Source organism: Streptomyces sp. NBC_00271, from assembly GCF_036178845.1.
In the GTDB taxonomy this organism is placed as follows: domain Bacteria; phylum Actinomycetota; class Actinomycetes; order Streptomycetales; family Streptomycetaceae; genus Streptomyces.
The window spans coordinates 3,019,597-3,039,522 of sequence record NZ_CP108070.1 but is presented as its reverse complement, the minus strand read 5'-3'; the positions used below and the strand labels follow the sequence as shown (position 1 = coordinate 3,039,522).

At 71.0% G+C, this 19,926-nt stretch carries 18 protein-coding genes; 12 read left to right on the top strand and 6 right to left on the bottom strand.

Features of this window, described 5'->3' with window-relative positions; all coding sequences use genetic code 11:
* Positions 1 to 91: 91 nt before the first annotated feature.
* Entirely contained in the window at positions 92 to 1,063 is a 972-nt protein-coding gene (locus OG798_RS14325) for a serine hydrolase (RefSeq protein ID WP_328757126.1), read from the bottom strand.
* A 149-nt stretch (positions 1,064 to 1,212) separates the two neighbouring features.
* On the opposite strand from OG798_RS14325, the gene OG798_RS14320 reads away from it, so the two are divergent.
* On the top strand, positions 1,213 to 1,944 hold the full coding sequence (locus tag OG798_RS14320; RefSeq protein WP_054236134.1) for an SseB family protein: 732 nt from the start codon (positions 1,213 to 1,215) through the stop codon (positions 1,942 to 1,944).
* A 57-nt stretch (positions 1,945 to 2,001) separates the two neighbouring features.
* Here the strand turns inward: OG798_RS14320 and OG798_RS14315 are convergent, their stop codons facing one another.
* Entirely contained in the window at positions 2,002 to 2,358 is a 357-nt protein-coding gene (locus tag OG798_RS14315; protein WP_054236133.1) for a DUF1844 domain-containing protein, read from the bottom strand.
* A 382-nt stretch (positions 2,359 to 2,740) separates the two neighbouring features.
* On the opposite strand from OG798_RS14315, the gene infC reads away from it, so the two are divergent.
* The 10 genes from infC (at position 2,741) to OG798_RS14265 (ending at position 15,040) form a co-directional block, all read left to right on the top strand.
* On the top strand, positions 2,741 to 3,457 hold the full coding sequence (gene infC, locus OG798_RS14310) for a translation initiation factor IF-3 (RefSeq protein ID WP_218836029.1): 717 nt from the start codon (positions 2,741 to 2,743) through the stop codon (positions 3,455 to 3,457).
* A gap of 155 nt (positions 3,458 to 3,612) precedes the next feature.
* Positions 3,613 to 3,807, top strand: coding sequence for a 50S ribosomal protein L35 (gene rpmI / locus OG798_RS14305; protein ID WP_003947156.1), 195 nt, complete (start codon positions 3,613 to 3,615; stop codon positions 3,805 to 3,807).
* Positions 3,808 to 3,903: 96 nt separating this feature from the next.
* Complete coding sequence (gene rplT / locus OG798_RS14300) at positions 3,904 to 4,287, top strand: 50S ribosomal protein L20 (RefSeq protein ID WP_054236131.1); 384 nt, start codon at positions 3,904 to 3,906, stop codon at positions 4,285 to 4,287.
* Between the two features lie 1,040 nt (positions 4,288 to 5,327).
* Positions 5,328 to 6,185, top strand: coding sequence for a TrmH family RNA methyltransferase (locus tag OG798_RS14295; RefSeq protein WP_095855644.1), 858 nt, complete (start codon positions 5,328 to 5,330; stop codon positions 6,183 to 6,185).
* Between the two features lie 53 nt (positions 6,186 to 6,238).
* On the top strand, positions 6,239 to 7,459 hold the full coding sequence (locus OG798_RS14290; protein WP_121416672.1) for a sensor histidine kinase: 1,221 nt from the start codon (positions 6,239 to 6,241) through the stop codon (positions 7,457 to 7,459).
* Between the two features lie 179 nt (positions 7,460 to 7,638).
* A complete protein-coding gene (gene pheS / locus OG798_RS14285; protein WP_095855645.1) occupies positions 7,639 to 8,763 on the top strand; it encodes a phenylalanine--tRNA ligase subunit alpha in 1,125 nt (374 codons plus the stop codon).
* Positions 8,763 to 11,267: a phenylalanine--tRNA ligase subunit beta gene (pheT, locus tag OG798_RS14280; RefSeq protein WP_121416673.1), complete on the top strand. Its 2,505-nt coding sequence runs from the start codon at positions 8,763 to 8,765 to the stop codon at positions 11,265 to 11,267. The genes pheS and pheT overlap by 1 nt, the downstream gene beginning before the upstream one ends.
* 548 nt (positions 11,268 to 11,815) lie before the next feature.
* Positions 11,816 to 12,769 (top strand): PP2C family protein-serine/threonine phosphatase, encoded by a 954-nt coding sequence (locus tag OG798_RS14275; protein WP_121418562.1) that lies wholly within the window; start codon positions 11,816 to 11,818, stop codon positions 12,767 to 12,769.
* A 247-nt stretch (positions 12,770 to 13,016) separates the two neighbouring features.
* A complete protein-coding gene (locus OG798_RS14270) occupies positions 13,017 to 14,357 on the top strand; it encodes a transcriptional regulator (protein ID WP_095855648.1) in 1,341 nt (446 codons plus the stop codon).
* 107 nt (positions 14,358 to 14,464) lie between these two features.
* Complete coding sequence (locus tag OG798_RS14265) at positions 14,465 to 15,040, top strand: NUDIX hydrolase (protein WP_067365642.1); 576 nt, start codon at positions 14,465 to 14,467, stop codon at positions 15,038 to 15,040.
* A gap of 182 nt (positions 15,041 to 15,222) precedes the next feature.
* Here OG798_RS14265 and OG798_RS14260 read toward each other — a convergent pair whose 3' ends face one another.
* The 3 genes from OG798_RS14260 to OG798_RS14250 all read right to left on the bottom strand — a co-directional run bounded on the left by OG798_RS14260 (position 15,223) and on the right by OG798_RS14250 (position 18,189).
* Positions 15,223 to 15,480 carry a hypothetical protein gene (locus OG798_RS14260; RefSeq protein ID WP_054236124.1) on the bottom strand — a complete coding sequence of 86 codons (258 nt, stop codon included), beginning with the start codon at positions 15,478 to 15,480 and terminating at the stop codon, positions 15,223 to 15,225.
* 204 nt (positions 15,481 to 15,684) lie between these two features.
* A complete protein-coding gene (locus OG798_RS14255) occupies positions 15,685 to 16,842 on the bottom strand; it encodes an alpha/beta hydrolase (RefSeq protein WP_328757122.1) in 1,158 nt (385 codons plus the stop codon).
* Positions 16,843 to 17,331: 489 nt separating this feature from the next.
* A complete protein-coding gene (locus tag OG798_RS14250; RefSeq protein WP_179436634.1) occupies positions 17,332 to 18,189 on the bottom strand; it encodes a 3-hydroxybutyryl-CoA dehydrogenase in 858 nt (285 codons plus the stop codon).
* Positions 18,190 to 18,439: 250 nt separating this feature from the next.
* Between OG798_RS14250 and OG798_RS14245 the strand changes: the two genes are divergently transcribed.
* Positions 18,440 to 19,681 (top strand): glycoside hydrolase family 10 protein, encoded by a 1,242-nt coding sequence (locus OG798_RS14245; RefSeq protein WP_267063791.1) that lies wholly within the window; start codon positions 18,440 to 18,442, stop codon positions 19,679 to 19,681.
* Between the two features lie 43 nt (positions 19,682 to 19,724).
* Here the strand turns inward: OG798_RS14245 and OG798_RS14240 are convergent, their stop codons facing one another.
* Positions 19,725 to 19,916, bottom strand: a complete 192-nt coding sequence (locus OG798_RS14240) for a DUF1918 domain-containing protein (RefSeq protein ID WP_067365648.1) — start codon at positions 19,914 to 19,916, stop codon at positions 19,725 to 19,727.
* Between the last annotated feature and the right edge of the window lie 10 nt (positions 19,917 to 19,926).

Genomic DNA, 19,926 nt, shown 5'->3' with positions numbered 1-19,926 from the left:
TGACATGTGCGGCTCCGCCGCGTGGGTGCGCCCAGCCACAACGCATCCGCACCCGAACGGACACCCCCGCACCTTTACGGACCCTCAGAACTCACGCGGAGCCGAACGCGGCCACGGCGGCCTTCGCCGCCGCCTCCACCACCGAGATCCCCTTGGCCTTGGTCGTGTTGCCGTTGGACAGCGCCGCCACCAGGTACTGGTCCCCGTCGACAGTGACCCGGCCGATGCTGTTGATGTCCCACAGCCCGGTCGAACTCCGCGCCAGCCACCCGTTCTTGAGGGCCCACTGCGTGCCGTCGGCCGCCGCCGACACCCCCCAGTGCTGATCGGCGGCGATCTCGCCCATCAGCCCCTGGAGATATGTGCGCGAGGCCTCGCTGAGTTCGGAGTCGTCCCCGAACACCTGCTGGAGCAGGGTGAGCTGGTCGGCCGCCGTGGTCTGGGTCAGCCCCCACAGCGCACCGTCCCCGCCGGAGGTACCGGTCAGCCCGAACCGCTCGTTCGCGGCGTCGAGACCGTCCGCCTGCCCGATGATGTCCCACAGCGTGGACGCGGACGCGTTGTCGCTGTTCGTGATCATCTCGGTGGCGTACGTCTTCTCCGCCGCCGTCAGATGCCGGTCCGCGTCCTGCGCCTGGAGCAGCAGCGTCGCGAGGATGTCGACCTTGACGATGCTGGCCGTGTCGAAGGCCCCCTGGCCGTAGGCGGCGCCCTCGCCGGAGTCGAGGTCGAACACCGCGACCGAGACCGCTGCGCCGTTTTCCAGCGCCACGGCCTTCATCGTCTTGGCGAGCAGGGCGTCCCGCTCCACCGTGGGCTCCGTCACAGGTTCCACCGATGCCTCCTGGCTGGGGGACGACGACGCGGCCGACGCCGAGGACGACGTACCCGACGATGCCGAGGGGGAGGATACGAGGCTCCCGCGGTCGTGCGCCTGTGCCTTCACGTACACGGCACCCACCGCCGTACCGCCCACGAGGACGGCGGAAGCCACCACGGTGTAGACGACGGTCCTGCGTCCGGAGCGGCGGATGCGACGCCGACGAGCTCTGTGAGGGGCCATCCCGCGATGCTCGGGGCGGTGCCTGTGCCCGGCGTTAGACGCATGTTAGAGGTGTGTCAGCGAATGCTGAGAATCCCGTGAAAGCTGTCACCGCCAGGTTTCAGGGCCCGCACAAGCCCAGCAGCATCCCCCCGATAGGGTCGGGGACCGTGGCGAACAAGAACATTCCCGACTCCGGCTTCCCCGACGACGACGGCTCGGCCGATCCCCGGCTGAGTGCGGCACTCGCGGCCTGGGCCGAGGACCGCACCGCCGTGGGGCCGGTCCTGGAGGCGCTCAAGGGCGCCCGGCTCCTCGTGCCCGTCGTGGCCGTACTCGGTGAGGTCGAGGAGGACGAGAACGGGCTGCGTCACGAGAAGACCAGCGACATGGCGGTGCCCACCCTGAAGGCGGGCCACCGCACGGCGCTGCCCGCCTTCACCTCCACCGAGTCGCTGGCCCGCTGGGACCCGGCGGCCCGCCCCGTAGCCGTACCCCTGCACCAGGCCCTGCAGGCCGCCGCGCACGAGAAGGCCGACACGGTCGTCCTCGATCTGGCCGGTCCGGTGCCGTACGAACTGACCGGCTCGGCGCTGCTCGCCCTCGCCGAGGGGCGTACGACGGCGGACCCGCTCGCCGATCCCGCCGTGGTCGAGGCGGTACGCGCCGCCGTGGCCGCCGAGCCCGCCGTACTCCGCGCCCACCTGGGCCCCGGCCAGGCCGACGGCACGCTCGCGCTGGTACTGGACCCGACCGCGGCCCCGGCCGAAGCCGCCCGCGCGCTCGCCGGGCGGCTCGCCGCCGACGAAACGCTGAGGGCCCGCCTGGTGCGCGGTCTCGACCTGGCACTGCTGCCGGCCGGGACGACGCCACCGGGCGAGCCCTTGTACGTACGTCAGTAGAAAGCGGGAGCGGGAGAAAGCGGGAGAGGAACCAAGGCCTCTCCGGCGGATCAGGCTCTAGCCGTAGATCGGGCCCGTGTACTTCTCGCCCGGGCCCTGGCCCGGCTCGTCCGGGACGATCGACGCCTCGCGGAACGCCAGCTGCAGCGACTTCAGGCCGTCGCGCAGCGGGGACGCGTGGAAGGAGCTGATCTCGGTCGCGCTCGCGTCGAGCAGTCCGGCCAGCGCGTGGATCAGCTTGCGCGCCTCGTCGAGGTCCTTGTACTTGTCGCCCTCCTCGGTCAGACCGAGCTTCACGGCGGCGGCGCTCATCAGGTTGACGGCGACCGTCACGAGGACCTCGACCGCGGGGACCTCGGCGATGTCGCGGGTCATGCTGTCGAAGTCGGGGTTCTGGGGAGGGGTGTCACTCATGTCCCACACGATAGGCCCCGGCACGCAGGCACCCGTCCGCGGGAGCGCGGAGGCGCTCGGTTAGCGCGGGCCCGGGGGAGCTGCTAACCTTGTGTAACGACCGGCCGGATGCGCCCAGACATATGTCAGCGTGCTCGGCCCACAAGTGGAGGCTCCGATCTCCCACCCGACCGTCCTCAGGGATGGCGGGTCACCCGGTCAGGCGGCCACCACCGTTCCGTACGGACGGTGGAGTCGCCCGAATGTGCGCCCCGCGGTTCACCGCGGCGGTGCTCCGGTATTCCATGGAGCCCCGCCTGTGTACCGTCCGGGGCATTTTTCATGCCCCGCGGTGGTTGGTCCAATGTCATCAGAGACATACGCGGCTGTCCGCCAGACCGCCGTGTGGTGCTACCGAGGAGGATCCATCAGCACCGAGCCCCGCATTAACGACCGGATTCGCGTTCCCGAGGTGCGACTTGTCGGTCCCAGCGGCGAGCAGGTCGGGATTGTTCCGCTTGCCAAGGCGCTGGAGCTTGCGCAGGAGTACGACCTCGACCTGGTCGAGGTGGCGGCGAGCGCGCGTCCGCCGGTCTGCAAGCTCATGGACTACGGGAAGTTCAAGTACGAGTCGGCCATGAAGGCCCGTGAGGCGCGCAAGAACCAGGCGCACACGGTCATCAAGGAAATGAAGCTCCGGCCGAAGATCGACCCGCACGACTATGACACCAAAAAGGGTCACGTCGTCCGGTTCCTCAAGCAGGGCGACAAGGTCAAGATCACGATCATGTTCCGCGGTCGCGAGCAGTCCCGGCCGGAGCTCGGCTACCGACTGCTGCAGCGTCTGGCTTCGGACGTCGAGGACCTCGGGTTCGTCGAGTCGAACCCGAAGCAGGACGGCCGAAACATGATCATGGTGCTCGGTCCGCACAAGAAGAAGACCGAGGCGATGGCCGAGGCCCGTGAGGCCCAGGCGGCTCGTAAGGCGGAAGCGAAGGCCAACCCCGGTCGCTCGCAGAACGCCGCCGACGGTGAGATCGCCGAGGGTGAGTTCGCCGAGGGCGAGACCTCCGAGGCCGAGACCGCCGAGGCCCCGGCCGAGGCTTCCGCCGAGGCCTGATCCCAGGGCGAAGGCTCCGGGGAGTCCGGGACGACAGTCCATGGAGTCCACGGGACGTGAGTCCGGGGATGTCAATCGATACATACATGACGTTCCACTGTGCCCGGTTTAACGACCGGGCATCGGAACGCCACTGACGAGGAGAGAACGGCGCTATGCCGAAGAACAAGTCGCACAGCGGTGCCAGCAAGCGCTTCAAGATCACCGGCTCCGGCAAGGTGCTCCGTGAGCGTGCCGGCAAGCGCCACCTGCTCGAGCACAAGTCGTCGCGCCTGACGCGCCGCCTCACCGGCAACGCCGAGATGGCCCCGGGCGACGCCAAGAAGATCAAGAAGCTTCTCGGCAAGTGACGTCGGGCGCGCACCGCGCGCCTGATCTCCGACCGGGACCCAATCGATTTCGGGCCGTGTGACGACAGCCACGGCCCCGCTACAAGGAGTTAAAAAGTGGCACGCGTCAAGCGGGCAGTCAACGCCCACAAGAAGCGCCGGGCGATCCTCGAGGCGGCCTCCGGCTACCGCGGTCAGCGTTCGCGCCTGTACCGCAAGGCCAAGGAGCAGGTCACCCACTCGCTGGTCTACAACTACAACGACCGCAAGAAGCGCAAGGGCGACTTCCGTCAGCTGTGGATCCAGCGCATCAACGCCGCTGCCCGCGCCAACGGCATCACGTACAACCGCTTCATCCAGGGTCTGAAGGCCGCGAACATCGAGGTCGACCGCAAGATCCTGGCCGAGCTGGCCGTGAACGACGCCGGTGCGTTCGCCGCGCTCGTCGAGGTCGCGCAGAAGGCGCTGCCGTCGGACGTCAACGCGCCGAAGGCCGCGTGACGCTCGCGCTCGCCTGAGCCGTACGTCGCTGTGGACCCGCTTGCCTCACGGCTTGCGGGTCCCGGTGCGTTTGGGCTCCGCCGGCCTGTCGAGACACGCTGCGCGTGGGCGAAGTCGGTTCCGCACCGCCGGATTCCGCCGTCGCGGCTGAGCGCCGCGGCGGCGGGGGAAACGCCCGCGGCGCCGTACGGCACGTCGGCTGTGGTCGAATCCCCGCCCGGATCGACACCGAACGCCCCGCAAGACGTGCCGTGCCCGGTGCCCCCACCGGGGACACAAGGCCCACACGCAACACCGAAGCCTTCCGGCGGCCGATCGGCCCCGGGTCTGGCGGCGGGGCTCCGTCCCGGCCGACGCCTGGCCTCCGGCGGGGACGCCCAGCCGGTCGGCTCGGGTCTGGTGACGAGGTTTCGTCTCGGACGCGGTCTCCGGCGGGGATGTCCAGCTGGTTGGTCCCGGGTCTGGTGCGGGCCTCCGTCTCGGTGGGCGCCTGGCCTTCGGCGGGATGCCCAGCCGGTCGGCCCCGGGCCCGGCGGCGGGGCTCCGTCTCGGCGGACGCGGCCTTCGGCGGGAGCATCCAGCTGGTTGGTCCCGGGTCTGGTGCGGGCCTCCGTTTCGGCGGGCGCCTGGCGTTCGGCGGGATGTCCAGCCGGTCGGCCCCGGGCCCGGCGGCGGGATTTCGTCTCGGCGGACGCGGCCTTCGGCGGGACGCCCAGCTGGTTGGTCCCGGGTCTGGTGGCGGGCCTCCGTTTCGGCGGGCGCCTGGCCTTCGGCGGGATGCCCAGCCGGTCGGTCCCGGGCCCGGCGGTGGGGCTTCGTTCTGGTGGACGTGATGTGCCGGGGCGGCGTCTTCCGTCGAAGCTCTGTCGGACCGACCGTCCGGCCCCGCCAGGACCGCGGTCACCGGACGCCGACCCGGCCCCGGCCGCAGTCGGCATGGACACGCAGATCCCGTTCTCGTCGTCTACTTCGAGGGGACCCGGCCCCGCCCCGCCCCACCCCAAGCCGACCGACCCTCCGTAACCCCCTGAGGTGACCCCATGCCCGCCGACCCCGAGCTGATCTCCCCGCGCTCGCCGCGCGTAGCCGCCGCGCGGCGGCTCGCCCGGCGGAACTTCCGCGGCAAGGAGCGGTTGTTCCTCGCCGAGGGACCGCAGGCCGTGCGCGAGGCGGCGGCGCACCGCGTCGACGGGGCGGCCACGCTCGTCGAACTGTTCGCGACCGTCGAGGCCGCGGAGCGCTACGCCGACATCGTCGGGGACGCCCGGGCCGCCGGAGCCCGGGTGCACCTCGCCGACGAGGAGGTGATCGCCGACATCTCGACCACCGTCACTCCGCAGGGGCTCGTCGGGGTCTGCCGGTTCCTCGACACCCCGTTCGAGGAGATCCTCGCGGCCCGTCCCAAGCTCGTCGCCGTACTCGCGCACGTCCGCGACCCCGGGAACGCCGGCACGGTGCTGCGGTGCGCCGACGCCGCCGGCGCCGAAGCCGTCGTACTCACCGACGCGTCCGTCGACCTGTACAACCCCAAGGCCGTACGGGCCTCGGTCGGTTCCCTCTTTCACCTGCCGGTGGCCGTCGGTGTGCCCGTGGAGGCAGCCGTGCAGGGCCTCAAGGGCGCCGGCGTACGGATCCTCGCCGCCGACGGAGCGGGCGAGGACGACCTCGACGACGAGCTCGACAAGGGGACCATGGGCGGCCCCACCGCCTGGGTGTTCGGCAACGAGGCCTGGGGGCTCCCGGAGGAGACGCGCGCGCTGGCGGATGCCGTCGTGCGCGTACCGATCCACGGAAAGGCCGAGAGTCTGAACCTCGCGACGGCCGCCGCCGTATGTCTCTACGCGTCCGCCCGTGCACAGCGCGCCTCCGGAGGGTGCCGCTCCGTCACCGACAGCTAGTAGGGTGACGGGCTCGGGGGCCCACTGCGCCAGACGAGAGGTGGGGTACGGGGATGGGTGTCGGCACGAGCGGTGCGAAGAGCGCGCCGCGCGCACGGGACGTGCGCGACACACCCGCGCCCCCGCGCGCCGATCAGCACGACGATCGACTCGATGCCGATCATGACGTCGATCACGGTGCCGGTCTCGGGTCGGAACCGGGGGACGAACTCGGTATCGACCCCGACGACCTGCCCGACGGACTCGTCATCGCCGACGAGAACGGCCGGGTCATCCGCTTCAACGCCGCCGCCGCCCGCATCACCGCCGTCCCCGCCGCCGCCGCCCTCGGACGCCACCTGGAGTCCGCCCTTCCCCTGGAGGACCTCGAAGGCCGTCGCTGGTGGCAGCTGACCGACCCGTACGGCGGCCTCGCGATCCGCGTCGGACAGCCCGAGCGGAATCTGCTGCTCCCCGGGGGGCGCGAGGTGCTCGTCACCGCGCGCTACGTACGCACCGCGCCCACCGGGCCCGTCCGCCGCGTCGTCGTCTCGCTGCGCGACACCGAGGCCCGCCGCCGCACCGAGCGCAGTCACGCCGAGCTGATCGCCACGGTCGCCCACGAGCTGCGCTCCCCGCTCACCTCGGTCAAGGGCTTCACCGCGACCCTGCTCGCCAAGTGGGAACGCTTCACCGACGACCAGAAGAAACTCATGCTGGAGACCGTCGACGCCGACGCCAACCGGGTCACCCGGCTCATCGCCGAGCTGCTCGACATCTCCCGCATCGACTCCGGCCGACTGGAGGTGCGCCGCCAGCCCGTCGACATCGGCGCCGCCGTCGGCCGCCACATCCAGGCGTACGTCACCTCGGGCCAGCCCGCCGACCGCTTCCTGCTGCGCATCGAACAGCCCCTGCCGCCCCTGTGGGCCGACCCTGACAAGATCGACCAGGTGCTGAGCAACCTGCTCGAAAACGCGGTGCGACACGGCGAGGGAACCGTCACTATTGACGTCACGCCCTCGGCGTCCCCGCGCGAGCGTGAGGACGGCGAGAACGCGGCCACGTCGGTCACCGTGAGCGACGAGGGCACCGGCATCCCGGAGGAGTCCATGAACCGCGTCTTCACCCGCTTCTGGCGGGGCAGCAAGCGCGGCGGCACGGGCCTCGGGCTGTACATCGTCAAGGGCATCGTCGAGGCCCACGGCGGCACCATCACGGTCGGCCGCGCCCCCGGCGGCGGCGCCGAGTTCCGATTTACGTTGCCCGTGGGCACCCCGGCGTACCTGCTGTAACGCCGACGAGGCCCCACGGGCGCAGTCGTACCGGAGCCACCCCTCGGACTGCGCGTCCGAGGTCGGCTCCCACCCCGTTAGACTCGGCCTTTGGCACCTTTGCGTCCCCGTTTCAGGGACCATGCGTCCCCCGAGTCGGGACGGGGACCATCCGCCAGCCAACGGAAGCACGGGAAGAGATGTCGGCACCGAATAAGTCGTACGACCCTGTAGAGGTCGAGGCCTTGAAACCGGAAGAGATCGAGCGCATGCGGGACGAGGCGCTCGCCGCCTTCGCCGCCGCCGGTGACCTCGACGCGCTCCAGGAGGCCAAGGTCGCCCACACCGGCGGCACCTCGCCGCTGGCCCTCGCCAACCGCGAGATCGGCGCCCTGCCCCCGCATGCCAAGGCAGCCGCGGGCAAGCTGGTCGGCCAGGCGCGAGGCGCGGTGAACAAGGCCCTCGGCGCCCGCCAGGCCGAGCTGGAGGCCGAGCGTGACGCCCGGGTGCTGGTCGAGGAGGCGGTGGACGTCACGCTGCCGTACGACCGCGTACCGGCGGGCGCCCGCCACCCGCTGACCACCATGATGGAGCGCGTCGCCGACGTCTTCGTGTCCATGGGATACGAGATCGCCGAGGGCCCCGAGGTCGAGGCGGAGTGGTTCAACTTCGACGCCCTGAACTTCACGCCCGACCACCCGGCCCGGCAGATGCAGGACACCTTCTTCGTCGAGGGGCCGACGGGCGACCACGGCGAGTCCGGTGTCGTGCTGCGCACCCACACCTCGCCCGTGCAGGCCCGCGCCATGCTCGACCGCGAGCCGCCGGTCTACGTCGTCTGCCCCGGCCGGGTGTTCCGCACGGACGAGCTGGACGCCACGCACACCCCGGTCTTCCACCAGATCGAGCTCCTCGCCGTCGACGAGGGCCTGACCATGGCCGACCTCAAGGGCACCCTCGACCACATGGTCCAGTCGCTCTTCGGCGCCGACATGAAGACTCGGCTGCGCCCGAACTACTTCCCCTTCACCGAGCCGTCCGCCGAGATGGACATGCTCTGCTACGTCTGCAAGGGCGAGTCCGTCGGCAACCCCGACCGCCCCTGCCGGACCTGCTCCTCCGAGGGCTGGATCGAGCTGGGCGGCTGCGGCATGGTCAACCCGCGGGTGCTGGTCGCCTGTGGCGTCGACCCGGAGAAGTACAGCGGATTCGCCTTCGGGTTCGGCATCGAGCGGATGCTGATGTTCCGCCACAACGTCGAAGACATGCGAGACATGGTCGAGGGTGACGTCCGGTTCACCCGGCCGTTCGGGATGGAGATCTGATGCGGGTCCCGCTTTCTTGGCTGCGGGAGTACGTCGACCTGCCGGCGACGGAGACCGGCCGCGACGTCCAGGCCAAGCTCATTTCGGCAGGCCTCGAGGTCGAGACCGTCGAGCAGCTCGGCGCCGACCTCAAGGGTCCCCTGGTCGTCGGCCAGGTGCAGTCCATCGAGGAGCTGGAGGGCTTCAAGAAGCCCATCCGCTTCTGCCTCGTCGACGTCGGCACCGCCAACGGCACGGGTGAGCTCCAGGAGATCGTCTGCGGCGCCCGCAACTTCGCCGTCGGTGACAAGGTCGTCGTGGTCCTGCCCGGCGCCGTGCTGCCCGGCAACTTCGCGATCGCCGCGCGCCAGACGTACGGCAAGACCTCGCACGGCATGATCTGCTCCGGTGACGAGCTGGGCATGGGCGACGACGGCAGCGGCGGCATCATCGTCCTGCCGCCGGAGATCGAGGTGGGCACCGACGCGATCGAGCTGCTCCAGCTCGTCGACGAGGTCCTCGACATCGCCGTCACGCCCGACCGCGGCTACGCCCTGTCGATGCGTGGCGTGGCCCGCGAGGCCGCCATCGCCTACGGCCTGCCGCTGATGGACCCCGCGCTGCTCGACGTACCGGCCCCGAACGCGTTCGGCTACCCGGTGCGGGTCTCCGACCCGATGGGCTGCGACCGCTTCACCGCGCGGACGGTGACGGGCCTCGACCCCGAGACCCTCTCGCCGATCTGGCTGCGCCGCCGCCTCCAGAAGGCGGGCATGCGCCCGATCTCGCTCGCCGTCGACATCACCAACTACGTGATGCTGGAGCTCGGCCAGCCCCTGCACGCGTACGACCGCACCCGCGTCCAGGGTGCGATCGGTGTGCGCCGGGCCGAGCAGGGCGAGAAGCTCACCACCCTCGACGGCGTCACGCGCACGCTGGACGCCGAGGACCTGGTCATCACCGACGACCGCGGCGCCATCGGCCTCGCGGGCGTCATGGGCGGCGCGAACACGGAGATCGACGACACCGAGGGCACCACCACCGAGGTCGTCATCGAGGCCGCGCACTTCGAGGCGCTCTCGATCGCCCGCACCGCCCGCCGTCACAAGCTGGCCTCCGAGGCGTCCAAGCGCTTCGAGCGCGGCGTCGACCCGCAGGCCGCCTCCGCCGCCGCGCAGCGCACGGTCGACCTCCTCGTCCTCCTCGCCGGCGGCACCGCCGACGCCGGGGTCACCGAGGTCATCGCACCCTCCGCGCCGCACAGCATCACCATCCCGGCGAACCACCCGGACAAGGTGGCCGGTGTCGACTACGGCCGCGAGACCGTCGTCCGCCGCCTCCAGCAGGTCGGCTGCGACGTCTACGGGCAGGACGAGCTGATCGTCACCGTGCCGTCCTGGCGGCCCGACCTGACGGACCCGAACGACCTGGCCGAAGAGGTCATCCGGCTCGAGGGCTACGAGAACCTGCCCTCGACCCTGCCGAAGCCCCCCGCGGGCCTGGGTCTGACCGGCCGGCAGCGGCTGCACCGTCGGATCGGCCGCGCGCTGGCCGGCGCCGGATACGTCGAGGCGCTGAACTACCCGTTCATCGGCGAGCACGTCTTCGACCAGCTCGGCCTCGCCGCCGACGACCCGAAGCGCAAGGTCGTCAAGCTGGTCAACCCGCTCTCCGACGAGGAGCCCGCGCTCCGTACGACGCTGCTGCCTGGCCTGCTGCACGCCCTGCGCCGCAACGACGGCCGCGGCAGCCACGACCTGGCGCTCTTCGAGACCGGACTCGTCTTCCAGCCGCAGGACGAACTGCGCGTCGCGGGCCGCCTGCCCGTCGACCGCCGTCCCACCGACGAGGAGATCGCGTCCCTCACGGCCGCGCTCCCCGTCCAGCCCCAGCACGCCGCCGTCGTCCTCGCGGGCGCCCGCGAGCAGGCCGGCTGGTGGGGCAAGGGCCGCCCGGCCGACTGGGCCGACGCGATCGAGGCCGCGCGCTCGCTGGCCCGCGAGGCGGGGACCGAACTCCTCGTCCGCTCCGGCCAGTACGGGCCGTGGCACCCGGGTCGCTGCGCCGAACTGGCCGTCGTCGTCGACGGCCAGGAGAAGGTCATCGGGTACGCCGGTGAGCTGCACCCCGGCGTCCTGAAGACCCTGGGTCTGCCCGCGCGCACCTGTGCGATGGAGCTCGACCTGGACGCGCTGGAGCAGGCGAGCGCGGGCCTCCCCAAGGGCCCGAAGATCTCGACCTTCCCGGTCGCCACCCAGGACGTCGCTCTGGTCGTCGACAAGACCGTCCCGCACGTGGACGTCGAGGCGGCGCTGCGCGAGGGCGCGGGTGAACTCCTGGAGTCCATCCGGCTGTTCGACGTCTACGAGAACAGTGAGCAGCTCGGAGAGGGCAAGAAGTCCCTGGCCTACGCGCTGCGGTTCCGCGCCGACGACCGCACGCTGACCGTCGACGAGGCCTCCGCGGCGCGTGACGTGGCCGTGGCGCTCGCCGCTGAGCGCACGGGGGCGGTGTTGCGGAGCTAGCTCCGTTGGGAGTGCCGGGGAACTGCGGGTTGTCCTTCGGCCGCGCGTATGTCGTGGCTGGGCGCGCAGTTCCCCGCGCCCCTTTCGGGGTGCTTCCCCCCGGCCGACCTGCATAAATGCAGGTCTCCGAAGCTGTGTCACTCATTCGGGTGGCAAGTCGGGGCGATCTGGCCCGATCGGGGCATGCGGTCGACAGAATCGGACCGGCCTCTTGGAGGTCGTCTGCGCTGTCAGGGCCTATTGGGGGGCCAATCGGCATGATCCGTATCAAGGCTGGGGCTCCCCGCAGGGCGACGTCCCGGACGAATTCGCGGGGGTCGGCCCGAGTGGGCCTCCGGGCGCGACCCAGGGGGAGCGGTCTGCGGGCCGGGCTCGTCCGGGCGGTGAGCCGGGGCAGACCGCGTGTGCGACTGGACCGGACGGTCCATGGTGGCGGTCCGCTGGACGGTCTCGACCGGACGGTGCGCCGGGCCGAGCGACGGACCCTGCGGCGGGTACTGAGCCTGGGGCTGCCCACCGCCTGGGGCGCGATCGCCATCACGTACAAAATGACCTGCCCGCTCGCCCAGCGGCACGGCATCGAGGCGCGGATCGTCACCAGCGCCGTCTTCTTCGCCGTCGGCACCGGGCTGATCCTCCACGTCAGACGGGCGCTGCTGCGGGAGCTGAGGCAGATCCGCAAGGTCGCGGGCGCCGCCCAGAGCGTGCTGCTGCGACCGCTGCCTCCACGCATCGACGGTCTCAGCATCGCCGCCGCCCAGCTCTCCGCCGACCATGGCGCGAACATCGGCGGCGACCTGTACGAGGTGATCGCCACCGAGCACGGTGTACGGGTCGTCATGGGCGACGTGCGCGGACACGGCCTCGGCGCCATCGGAACCGTCGCCGCCGTTCTCGGCAGCTTCCGCGAGGCCGCGCACGACGAACCCGAACTCGCCTGTGTGCTCCGGCGGCTGGAACGCGCCCTGGCCCGGCATCTGCGCGAGCGGGCGCGCGCCGAACACCCCTCGGCGGGCCCGGCACCCGACAGCCCGGTCGCCGAGGAGTTCGTCACCGTACTGCTCCTGGAGATCCGCCGTGACGGCGAGGTGTACGCCCTCAACTGCGGTCACCCGTCGCCGTACCGACTCGGCACCGGTCGCGTGGAACCACTCACGGGAGCCGAACCGCTGCCCCCGCTCGGCCCGTTCCCGCTCCCCGCCGAACTGGCGGCCGACCGGTGCGGCCGACTCCTCCCCGGCGAGGCACTGTTCCTGCACACCGACGGCGTGGAGGACGCCCGCGACCCCCACGGCCGCTTCTTCCCCCTGCCCGCCACGCTCGCCGAGGCCGTCCGTACCCAGCCCGTCTCCCCGCAGACCGTGCTGAGGGCGGTCTTCACCCGCCTGCTGCGCCACACCGGTGGCAGACCGGCGGACGACGTGGCCGTACTGATCCTCCGCAACGACCGCAGCCGAGTCCCGACACAGCACGGCTGCACCGTTGCCCGCCACATCGGGTGAACGCCGGCTCTCGCCGCGACCTGACAAGGCCGGGGAGCCGAGCCGCCGCATGGTACGAGGGGGAGCCGGCGGCTCGGCCGGCCTCTTGCGAGGCATTTCAGTCAACCGGCAAGGAACTCTGCGCGACAGCGTGCACACGATACGGATACGGGCATTCGGTTCACACCCCGTGTGAACGGGGACCCACAAGCACAGGGGACGGATTACTCTGACCGCACTGTCGCCACCGAGCCACCCGGGGGCCCGAATGCAGCCCAACACTCTGCTCGACGCGATACTCGACGAGGCCGGCATCTCGCACGCCGGACTCGCCGCGCATGTCAACCAGGCGGGGAGGGCACGCGGCCTCGCGCTCAGATACGAACACACGGCCGTGGCACGGTGGTTGAAAGGGCAACGCCCGCGCGGCCAGGTGCCCGACCTGATCTGCGAAGTGCTCGCGGGGCGCCTGCACCGGCCCGTCACCCTGGACGACATCGGCCTCGGCGTGCCCGGCGAGCCGTCCGCCCCGCACGGCACCTCGCTCTCCGGTTTCGTGGAGCGCGCCACCGCCCTGTGGCGCTCCGACGAACAGCAGCGCCCGCACCTCCTCGGCGCCCCGGCCGTCACCGGAACGCCCGCCGTGATGCCCGTGTGGGAGTGGGAGAACCCGCCCGAGGACGTAGACGTCTCACGCGGCGGCCGCCACCACGTGAGCATGGCCGACATCGAGATGCTGCGCGCGGCCCGCGCCCACTACGAGCAGATGTACCGCAAGGCGGGCGGGGTGGCGACCCGCAGCCGGATCGTCGGTTTCCTCAACGCGGAGACCGCGCCCCTGCTGCGCGGCAGCTACCCCGACGCCACCGGCCGCCAACTCCACCGTGCGACGGGCGGCCTCGTCGCCATCGCGGGGATCTGCGCCTACGACTCCGACGCGCACGGGCTCGCCCAGCGCTACTTCCACCAGGCGCTGCGGCTGGCGAAGGCCAGCGGGGACCGGGGTCTTGGGGCGTACGTCATAGCGCTGCTGGTCAACCAGGCGCTGTTCATGCGCGAGCACCGGCAGGCCGTCGCCTTCGCGGAGGCCGCGCTGCGCGCCGCCGGGCGGCACATCACCCCGGCGCTCGCCTCGGACCTCTACGCCATGCAGGCGAAGGCGTACGCACACCTCGGCGACGGCAGCAGCGCGCTGTCCTGCATCCGGCGTGCCGAACAGGCCGCCGAGCGCATCCGGCGCGGCTACGAACCGGACGAGACCGGCTATGTCCAGCCCGGTCTGGTCAACGTTCAGGTGGCGGAGGCACTGCTGAGCCTCGGTGACCTGGTGGCCGCCGCGGCGCACGCCGAGGCGGCCGTGGACACTCCGGCGCACGACCGGGGGCGCGTGCACCGTCTCGCGATGCTCAGTCAGATCGAGCTGCGGCAGGGGAATGCCGACAAGGCGGTGGCCACCGCCGTCCAAATGGCCGAGCAGGCCCGGGGAATGGAGTCCCAGCGGCTGCGCGACAGACTGCGCGCGGTACGCGACCACCTGGTGCGCAGCGGCTGTGCGGGCACGGCCGAGGCCGCCGAACTCATCGACGGAGCACTGCGCGTACCGCTGTAGACCATCAAGTCCCGCCGCCGCACCGTGCACTGTGCGCTGCTGTGCGCCTGCTGTCAGGACGCTCCTGCTGCGATATTGCCATCTACTCGGCGGAAGGTGGCAGAACCGTGCAGTGGACGAAACAGAACGAACAAACTGTGTACGCAAACCGCTGGTTCAGCGTCAATCTCGCAGATGTCGAGCTGCCGGACGGTCGGCATCTCGATCACTTCTTGATACGGCTGCGTCCCGTGGCCGTGGCCACGGTGGTGAACGAGGCCAATGAGGTGCTGCTCCTGTGGCGGCACCGCTTCATCACCGACAGCTGGGGCTGGGAACTCGCGGCGGGCGTCGTCGAGGACGGCGAGGACATCGCCGTCGCGGCGGCCCGCGAACTCGAGGAGGAGACCGGCTGGCGACCGGGACCCCTGCGCCATCTGATGAGCGTCGAGCCCTCCAACGGGCTCACCGACGCCCGGCACCACATCTTCTGGGCCGACGAAGGCGCGTACATCGGACACCCCGTGGACGACTTCGAGTCCGACCGTCGGGAATGGGTTCCCCTCAAGCTCGTCCCCGACATGGTCGCCCGCGGCGAGGTCCCGGCCGCCAATATGGCTGCCGCGCTACTCCTCCTGCATCACCTCAGGCTCGGGCAGGACGCCTTGCCCCGATCCATCCCCCCACGGCGTCCTGAGCGTTAGGGCCTGTCGTTTGGATCAGGCCTGGGCCGCGGGGTCTGGCACGCACATCTGCGGCGTTGTCGTCGGTCGTCATGGCTCCGCCATGACTCCCTCCTCCGCCTTGCAGCTGCACGCACCAGACCCCGCTCACCGGCACTGATCAGGCGACGTCTCTTGAAACGACCTGATCCAAACGACAGGCCCTAGCGCCCGAGGGCCTGCCAGACCGCCACGGCGAGTGCGCCCACGGCCGTGAGGGCCGCGATCGCGGGCAGTGGCCAGCGGGTGTGTTCCAGGGCGACGACCCGTGCGCTCAGGTCGTCGAGCTCTTTGGCGGTCTGTTCGGCGCGGTGACTGAGCAGGGCATGCCCTCCCTCGACGCGTGCGTATGCCACGTCGAGGCGACGGCGTAACTCTGCGAGTTCCCCATGGACCACGGGATGCTCCGGGTCGGCGGTCACGGGTCCGCTCCTTTCCGTAGTCGTCACATCCCTTGGATGCGCACGGAAAGTCAACTCGCCTGGTGGACACGTGGGGAGCGTGTGCGAGGGGCATATGCGAGCCCGGCGCGCACACGGCGTGTGAATGGCGCGGGCCCGGCGCCGAGAGGGGTGCCGGGCCCGCGTGCGCCTGAGTTTCACCGTACGTAATCAGGTGACGGTGCATCACTTGCCGGCGACGGGGGGCGTCGGCGCGTAGAGCGCTTCGTGCAGGGTTGCCGTGGTCTGGGCGACCGCCTGCTTGTTGGCCTGCGTGTCACGCAGCGCGTTCAGCATCATGAAGTCGTGGGTGACTCCGCTGTAGTGCGACGAGGTCACCTGCACCCCTGCCGACCTCAGCTTCGCGGCGTAGGAGTTGGCCCCGTCCAGCAGCGCGTCGGAGTCGGTGATCACCAGGGCCGGCGGCAGACCGCGCAGCTGTTCGACGGTTGCCTTGAGGGGTGAGGCCAGCGGGTTGGAGCGGTCGGCGACCTTCGGTGCGTAAGCGTTCCAGAACCACTTCATGGCGGGGCGGGCGAGCCAGCAGTTCTCCGCGTATCGGTAGTACGACGCCGTGTCGAAGTTGGCGTCGGTGACCGGGTAGAGCATGACCTGCTGGCGGAAGTGCGGGCCACCGCGCTGCTTGGCCATCAGCGTGACCGCGGCGGTCATGTCGCCACCGACGGAGTCACCGGCGACGGCCAGTCGGCCGGCGTCCAGGCTGATCTCGGCGCCGTGGGCGCCGACCCACTTGGCGACGGTGTAGGCCTGCTCGACCGGGACCGGGAACTGGGCCTCGGGAGAAGGCGTGTAGTCGACGAACACGACCTCGGCGCGGGCGCCGTCGGCGAGTGCGCGGACGAGGCGCTCGTGGGTCTTGAAGTTGCCGAGCACCCAGCCGCCGCCGTGGATGTAGACGATGCCGGGCAGCGTCCCCTTGACGCCCGCGGGGCGCACGATGTGCACGTTGACCGGGCCGGTAGGGCCGCCCGGCACGGTGCGCTGGGTGATCTGCGCGGGCCGCATCGGGACGGGGCCCGCCTGGAGCTTGTTCAGCACGTCCCGGGCGGCCGGGTACGACAGGTCGTACAGCGGCTTGCCGCCGGCGGCCGCGAGCTGGTCCAGGAATTCCTGGTCGATCGTCTCCAGCTTCTGCGGCGGGTTGCCGCACGCCACGTACTTGGCGTCCTTGGCCACCGCCGCCATGTCGCGGTCGGCACCGGAGACGGCACCGTCACGGGCGGTGCCGCAGGCGCTCATCGTGGTGGCTGTCGCGGTCAGGAGTGCTACCACGGCGACGTGGCGCAGGCGGCGGCCCTTGGGCAAGCTGCGTATCGCTCTCATGTCTGCGGATTCCCTACGTGAAGGAGTTGCCCCCTCCGTAACTGTGGCGGCACCGTGCGGCCCACACCACCAGCGTTGGGCCAGACGGGGACGCAACCGCGTCCCGCGCAGGACACCAGTCCGAAGATGGCAGCCCGCCACAGGCTCCTGATCCTGCCCGGGCGGATCCTGCATCTCACCGAGGAGGAGGCATCGCATGACGTGGCGTCGCGCCTTGCGCTCAGTGACGCGTCATTCCACGTAGGCACGGGTTCGGGTGTCCCAGCGCGGGCGGGCCAGGACCCACGGCGTAGGGCGGAGTTGGCCTGGCCGTCGCCGCCGCGGTCGAGTGTGCGGCGCGGGGTCTTGCCGGACGGCGCTTCGACGGGGCTGGCGCCGCACAACACCACGTCGCCCGCGAGATCTACCAGGCCCTCATCACACCCAGTGGGCGCTGTTCCGGGTGAACTCGCCCTTGAACAGCGCCACTTGGCGGCGTTGCCGCACTCGCTAGTACGTGTAGAAGCCCGAGCCGGACTTCCGGCCGAGCCGGCCGGCGTCGACCATGCGCTGGAGCAGCGGGGGAGCGGCGTACAGCGGCTCCTTGTACTCCTCGTACATCGAATAGGCGACCGAGGCCACCGTGTCCAGGCCGATCAGGTCGGAGAGCTTGAGCGGGCCCATCGGGTGGGCGCAGCCCAGCTCCATGCCGTTGTCGATGTCCTCGCGGCTGGCGATGCCCGACTCGAACATCCGGATCGCGGAGAGCAGATACGGGATCAGCAGCGCGTTGACGACGAACCCGGAGCGGTCCTGGGCGCGGATCGCGTGCTTGCCGAGGGCCTTCTCGGCGAACAGCTGAGCCCGGCCGAGGGTGCCCTCGGAGGTGGTCAGCGCCGGGATCAGCTCGACGAGCTGCTGCACCGGCGCCGGGTTGAAGAAGTGGATGCCGACGACCTGGTCGGGGCGCGAGGTGGCGACCGCGAGGCGCACCAGCGGGATCGAGGAGGTGTTGGAGGCGAGGATCGCGTCCTGCCGGGTCACCACCTGGTCGAGCACCTGGAAGATCTCGGTCTTCACCTGCTCGTTCTCGACGACCGCCTCGATCACCAGATCGCGGTCGGCGAACTCGCCGAGGTCGGTGGTGAAGCTGAGCCGCTCCTGGGTGGCGGTGAGCTCGTCCGCGGAGATCTTTCCGCGCTCGGCGGCCTTGGCGAGGGAGTTGAACAGCCGGGTACGGCCGATCTCCAGGGCCTCACCGGTGGTCTCGGCGACCTTGACGTCGAGACCGGCGCGGGCGCAGACCTCGGCGATGCCCGCTCCCATCTGGCCGCAGCCCACCACTCCGACGCGTTCGATGTCGGTCACATCGTCCCCTTCGCTGATCTACGGCTGTCGCAGGGCCCCCGTTGTTCGGTGCCTGCTCCGATCGTGCACGTCCCGTGCACGTTACTCCGAAGTATCGATGATCGATCGCCCGGGTGGGGCATGCTGGCCGAGGACACGATCCGTGACCGGACGGATCCGGAGCGTGGAGGAGCGGGGCGCGGTGGGGCGGCTGACGGCGGGGACGGCAGGGACGGGGCGGGGGTCACGGCGGGCGTTCACCGTGGCGGCGATGGCGACGCTGGCGGGTCTTGTCACGACGGGGGAGCCGGGTCGCGGCTCGGCGGGGGACTCGGCTGCCGTACCCCGTTCCGGCGGAACCCGGGGGCCCGGTCGGCCACGGACGGACTCCGAGCTGCGGGGCATGTGGCTGGCGACCGTCATCAACCGCGACTGGCCCTCGCGGGCCGGCCTGTCCGTCGCCCGGCAGCGCGCCGAACTCCTCGCCCACCTCGACCGGGCCGTCGACCGCCGCCTGAACGCCGTGTTCTTCCAGGTCCGCCCCACGGCCGACGCGTTCTGGCCCTCGTCGTACGAGCCGTGGTCGCAGTACCTCACCGGCGTCCAGGGCAAGGACCCCGGCTGGGACCCGCTCGGCACGGCGGTGCGGGAGGCCCATGCGCGCGGCCTCGAACTGCACGCCTGGTTCAACCCGTACCGCGTCGCGAACCACACCGACCCCGGCAGACTCGTGGCGAACCACCCGGCCCGCAAGCACCCCGACTGGGTCGTCCGCCATGCCGGCAGGCTCTACTACAACCCCGGGCTGCCCGAGGTCCGCGCCTTCGTCCAGGACGCGATGCTCGACGCGGTGCGGTCGTACGAGATCGACGCCGTGCACTGGGACGACTACTTCTACCCGTACCCGGCCGAGGGCCAGGTCTTCGACGACGACGCCGCGTACCGGACGCACGGCGCGGGCTTCGCGGACCGGGCCGCCTGGCGGCGCGACAACATCGACAGACTGGTGCGCGAGACGGCCACCCGCATCCCGCTGATCCGGCCCGGTACCCGCTTCGGCATCAGCCCGTTCGGAGTGTGGCGCAACAGTGCGACCGACCCGCGGGGCTCGGACACCAGGGCCGCCGTGCAGACGTACGACGATCTGCACGCCGACACCAGGAAATGGGTCCGCGAGCGGTGGATCGACTACGTCGTCCCGCAGGTCTACTGGAACCTCGGCTTCGCCGCCGCCGACTACGCGCGCCTCGTGCCCTGGTGGGCCGCGGTCACACAGGGCACGGGCGTGCAGCTGTACATCGGGGAAGCGCTCTACAAGGCCGGTGACCCCGCGCAGCCCGCGGCCTGGCAGGACCCGGCCGAACTCTCCCGGCACCTCACCTTCGCGCGCGAACACACCCAAGTGCGCGGACACGTCTTCTTCTCCGCCAAGGAGGTCGACGGCGACCGCGTCGGAGCGATGGCGCGGGTCGTGGCCGACCACTACCAGCGGCCGACGCGACCCGCGCGCTGAATCTCTGCCCGAATGTCTACAACGGGTCCTCGTGCCCGAATGTCTACAGCGGGTCCTTGTGACGGATTTCCGAGTCGGGGCCCGGCGAGCAGACCGCCTCGTGCCCGTCCGTGAAGCGCACGCGGTACGGGGGCGTGCCCTCCGTTCCTATTACTTCGGTGATCTCCGCGACCTTGTCGTGCTGTCCGACAACCCTGCCGTGCTGCACGAGCTTGTCGCCCACGTCTGCATGCATCTGAAGGGTC

What these genes read in the sequence shown, in the direction of transcription:
- OG798_RS14245 (WP_267063791.1), top strand. Translation starts at nt 18,440, where the DNA reads ATGGCGACGCTGGCGGGTCTTGTCACGACGGGGGAGCCGGGTCGCGGC.
- OG798_RS14295 (WP_095855644.1), top strand. Translation starts at nt 5,328, where the DNA reads ATGCCCGCCGACCCCGAGCTGATCTCCCCGCGCTCGCCGCGCGTAGCC.
- OG798_RS14270 (WP_095855648.1), top strand. Translation starts at nt 13,017, where the DNA reads ATGCAGCCCAACACTCTGCTCGACGCGATACTCGACGAGGCCGGCATC.
- rpmI (WP_003947156.1), top strand. Translation starts at nt 3,613, where the DNA reads ATGCCGAAGAACAAGTCGCACAGCGGTGCCAGCAAGCGCTTCAAGATC.
- OG798_RS14325 (WP_328757126.1), bottom strand. Translation starts at nt 1,063, where the DNA reads ATGGCCCCTCACAGAGCTCGTCGGCGTCGCATCCGCCGCTCCGGACGC.
- pheS (WP_095855645.1), top strand. Translation starts at nt 7,639, where the DNA reads ATGTCGGCACCGAATAAGTCGTACGACCCTGTAGAGGTCGAGGCCTTG.
- pheT (WP_121416673.1), top strand. Translation starts at nt 8,763, where the DNA reads ATGCGGGTCCCGCTTTCTTGGCTGCGGGAGTACGTCGACCTGCCGGCG.
- OG798_RS14290 (WP_121416672.1), top strand. Translation starts at nt 6,239, where the DNA reads ATGGGTGTCGGCACGAGCGGTGCGAAGAGCGCGCCGCGCGCACGGGAC.
- OG798_RS14315 (WP_054236133.1), bottom strand. Translation starts at nt 2,358, where the DNA reads ATGAGTGACACCCCTCCCCAGAACCCCGACTTCGACAGCATGACCCGC.
- OG798_RS14275 (WP_121418562.1), top strand. Translation starts at nt 11,816, where the DNA reads ATGACCTGCCCGCTCGCCCAGCGGCACGGCATCGAGGCGCGGATCGTC.
- OG798_RS14255 (WP_328757122.1), bottom strand. Translation starts at nt 16,842, where the DNA reads ATGAGAGCGATACGCAGCTTGCCCAAGGGCCGCCGCCTGCGCCACGTC.
- OG798_RS14240 (WP_067365648.1), bottom strand. Translation starts at nt 19,916, where the DNA reads ATGCATGCAGACGTGGGCGACAAGCTCGTGCAGCACGGCAGGGTTGTC.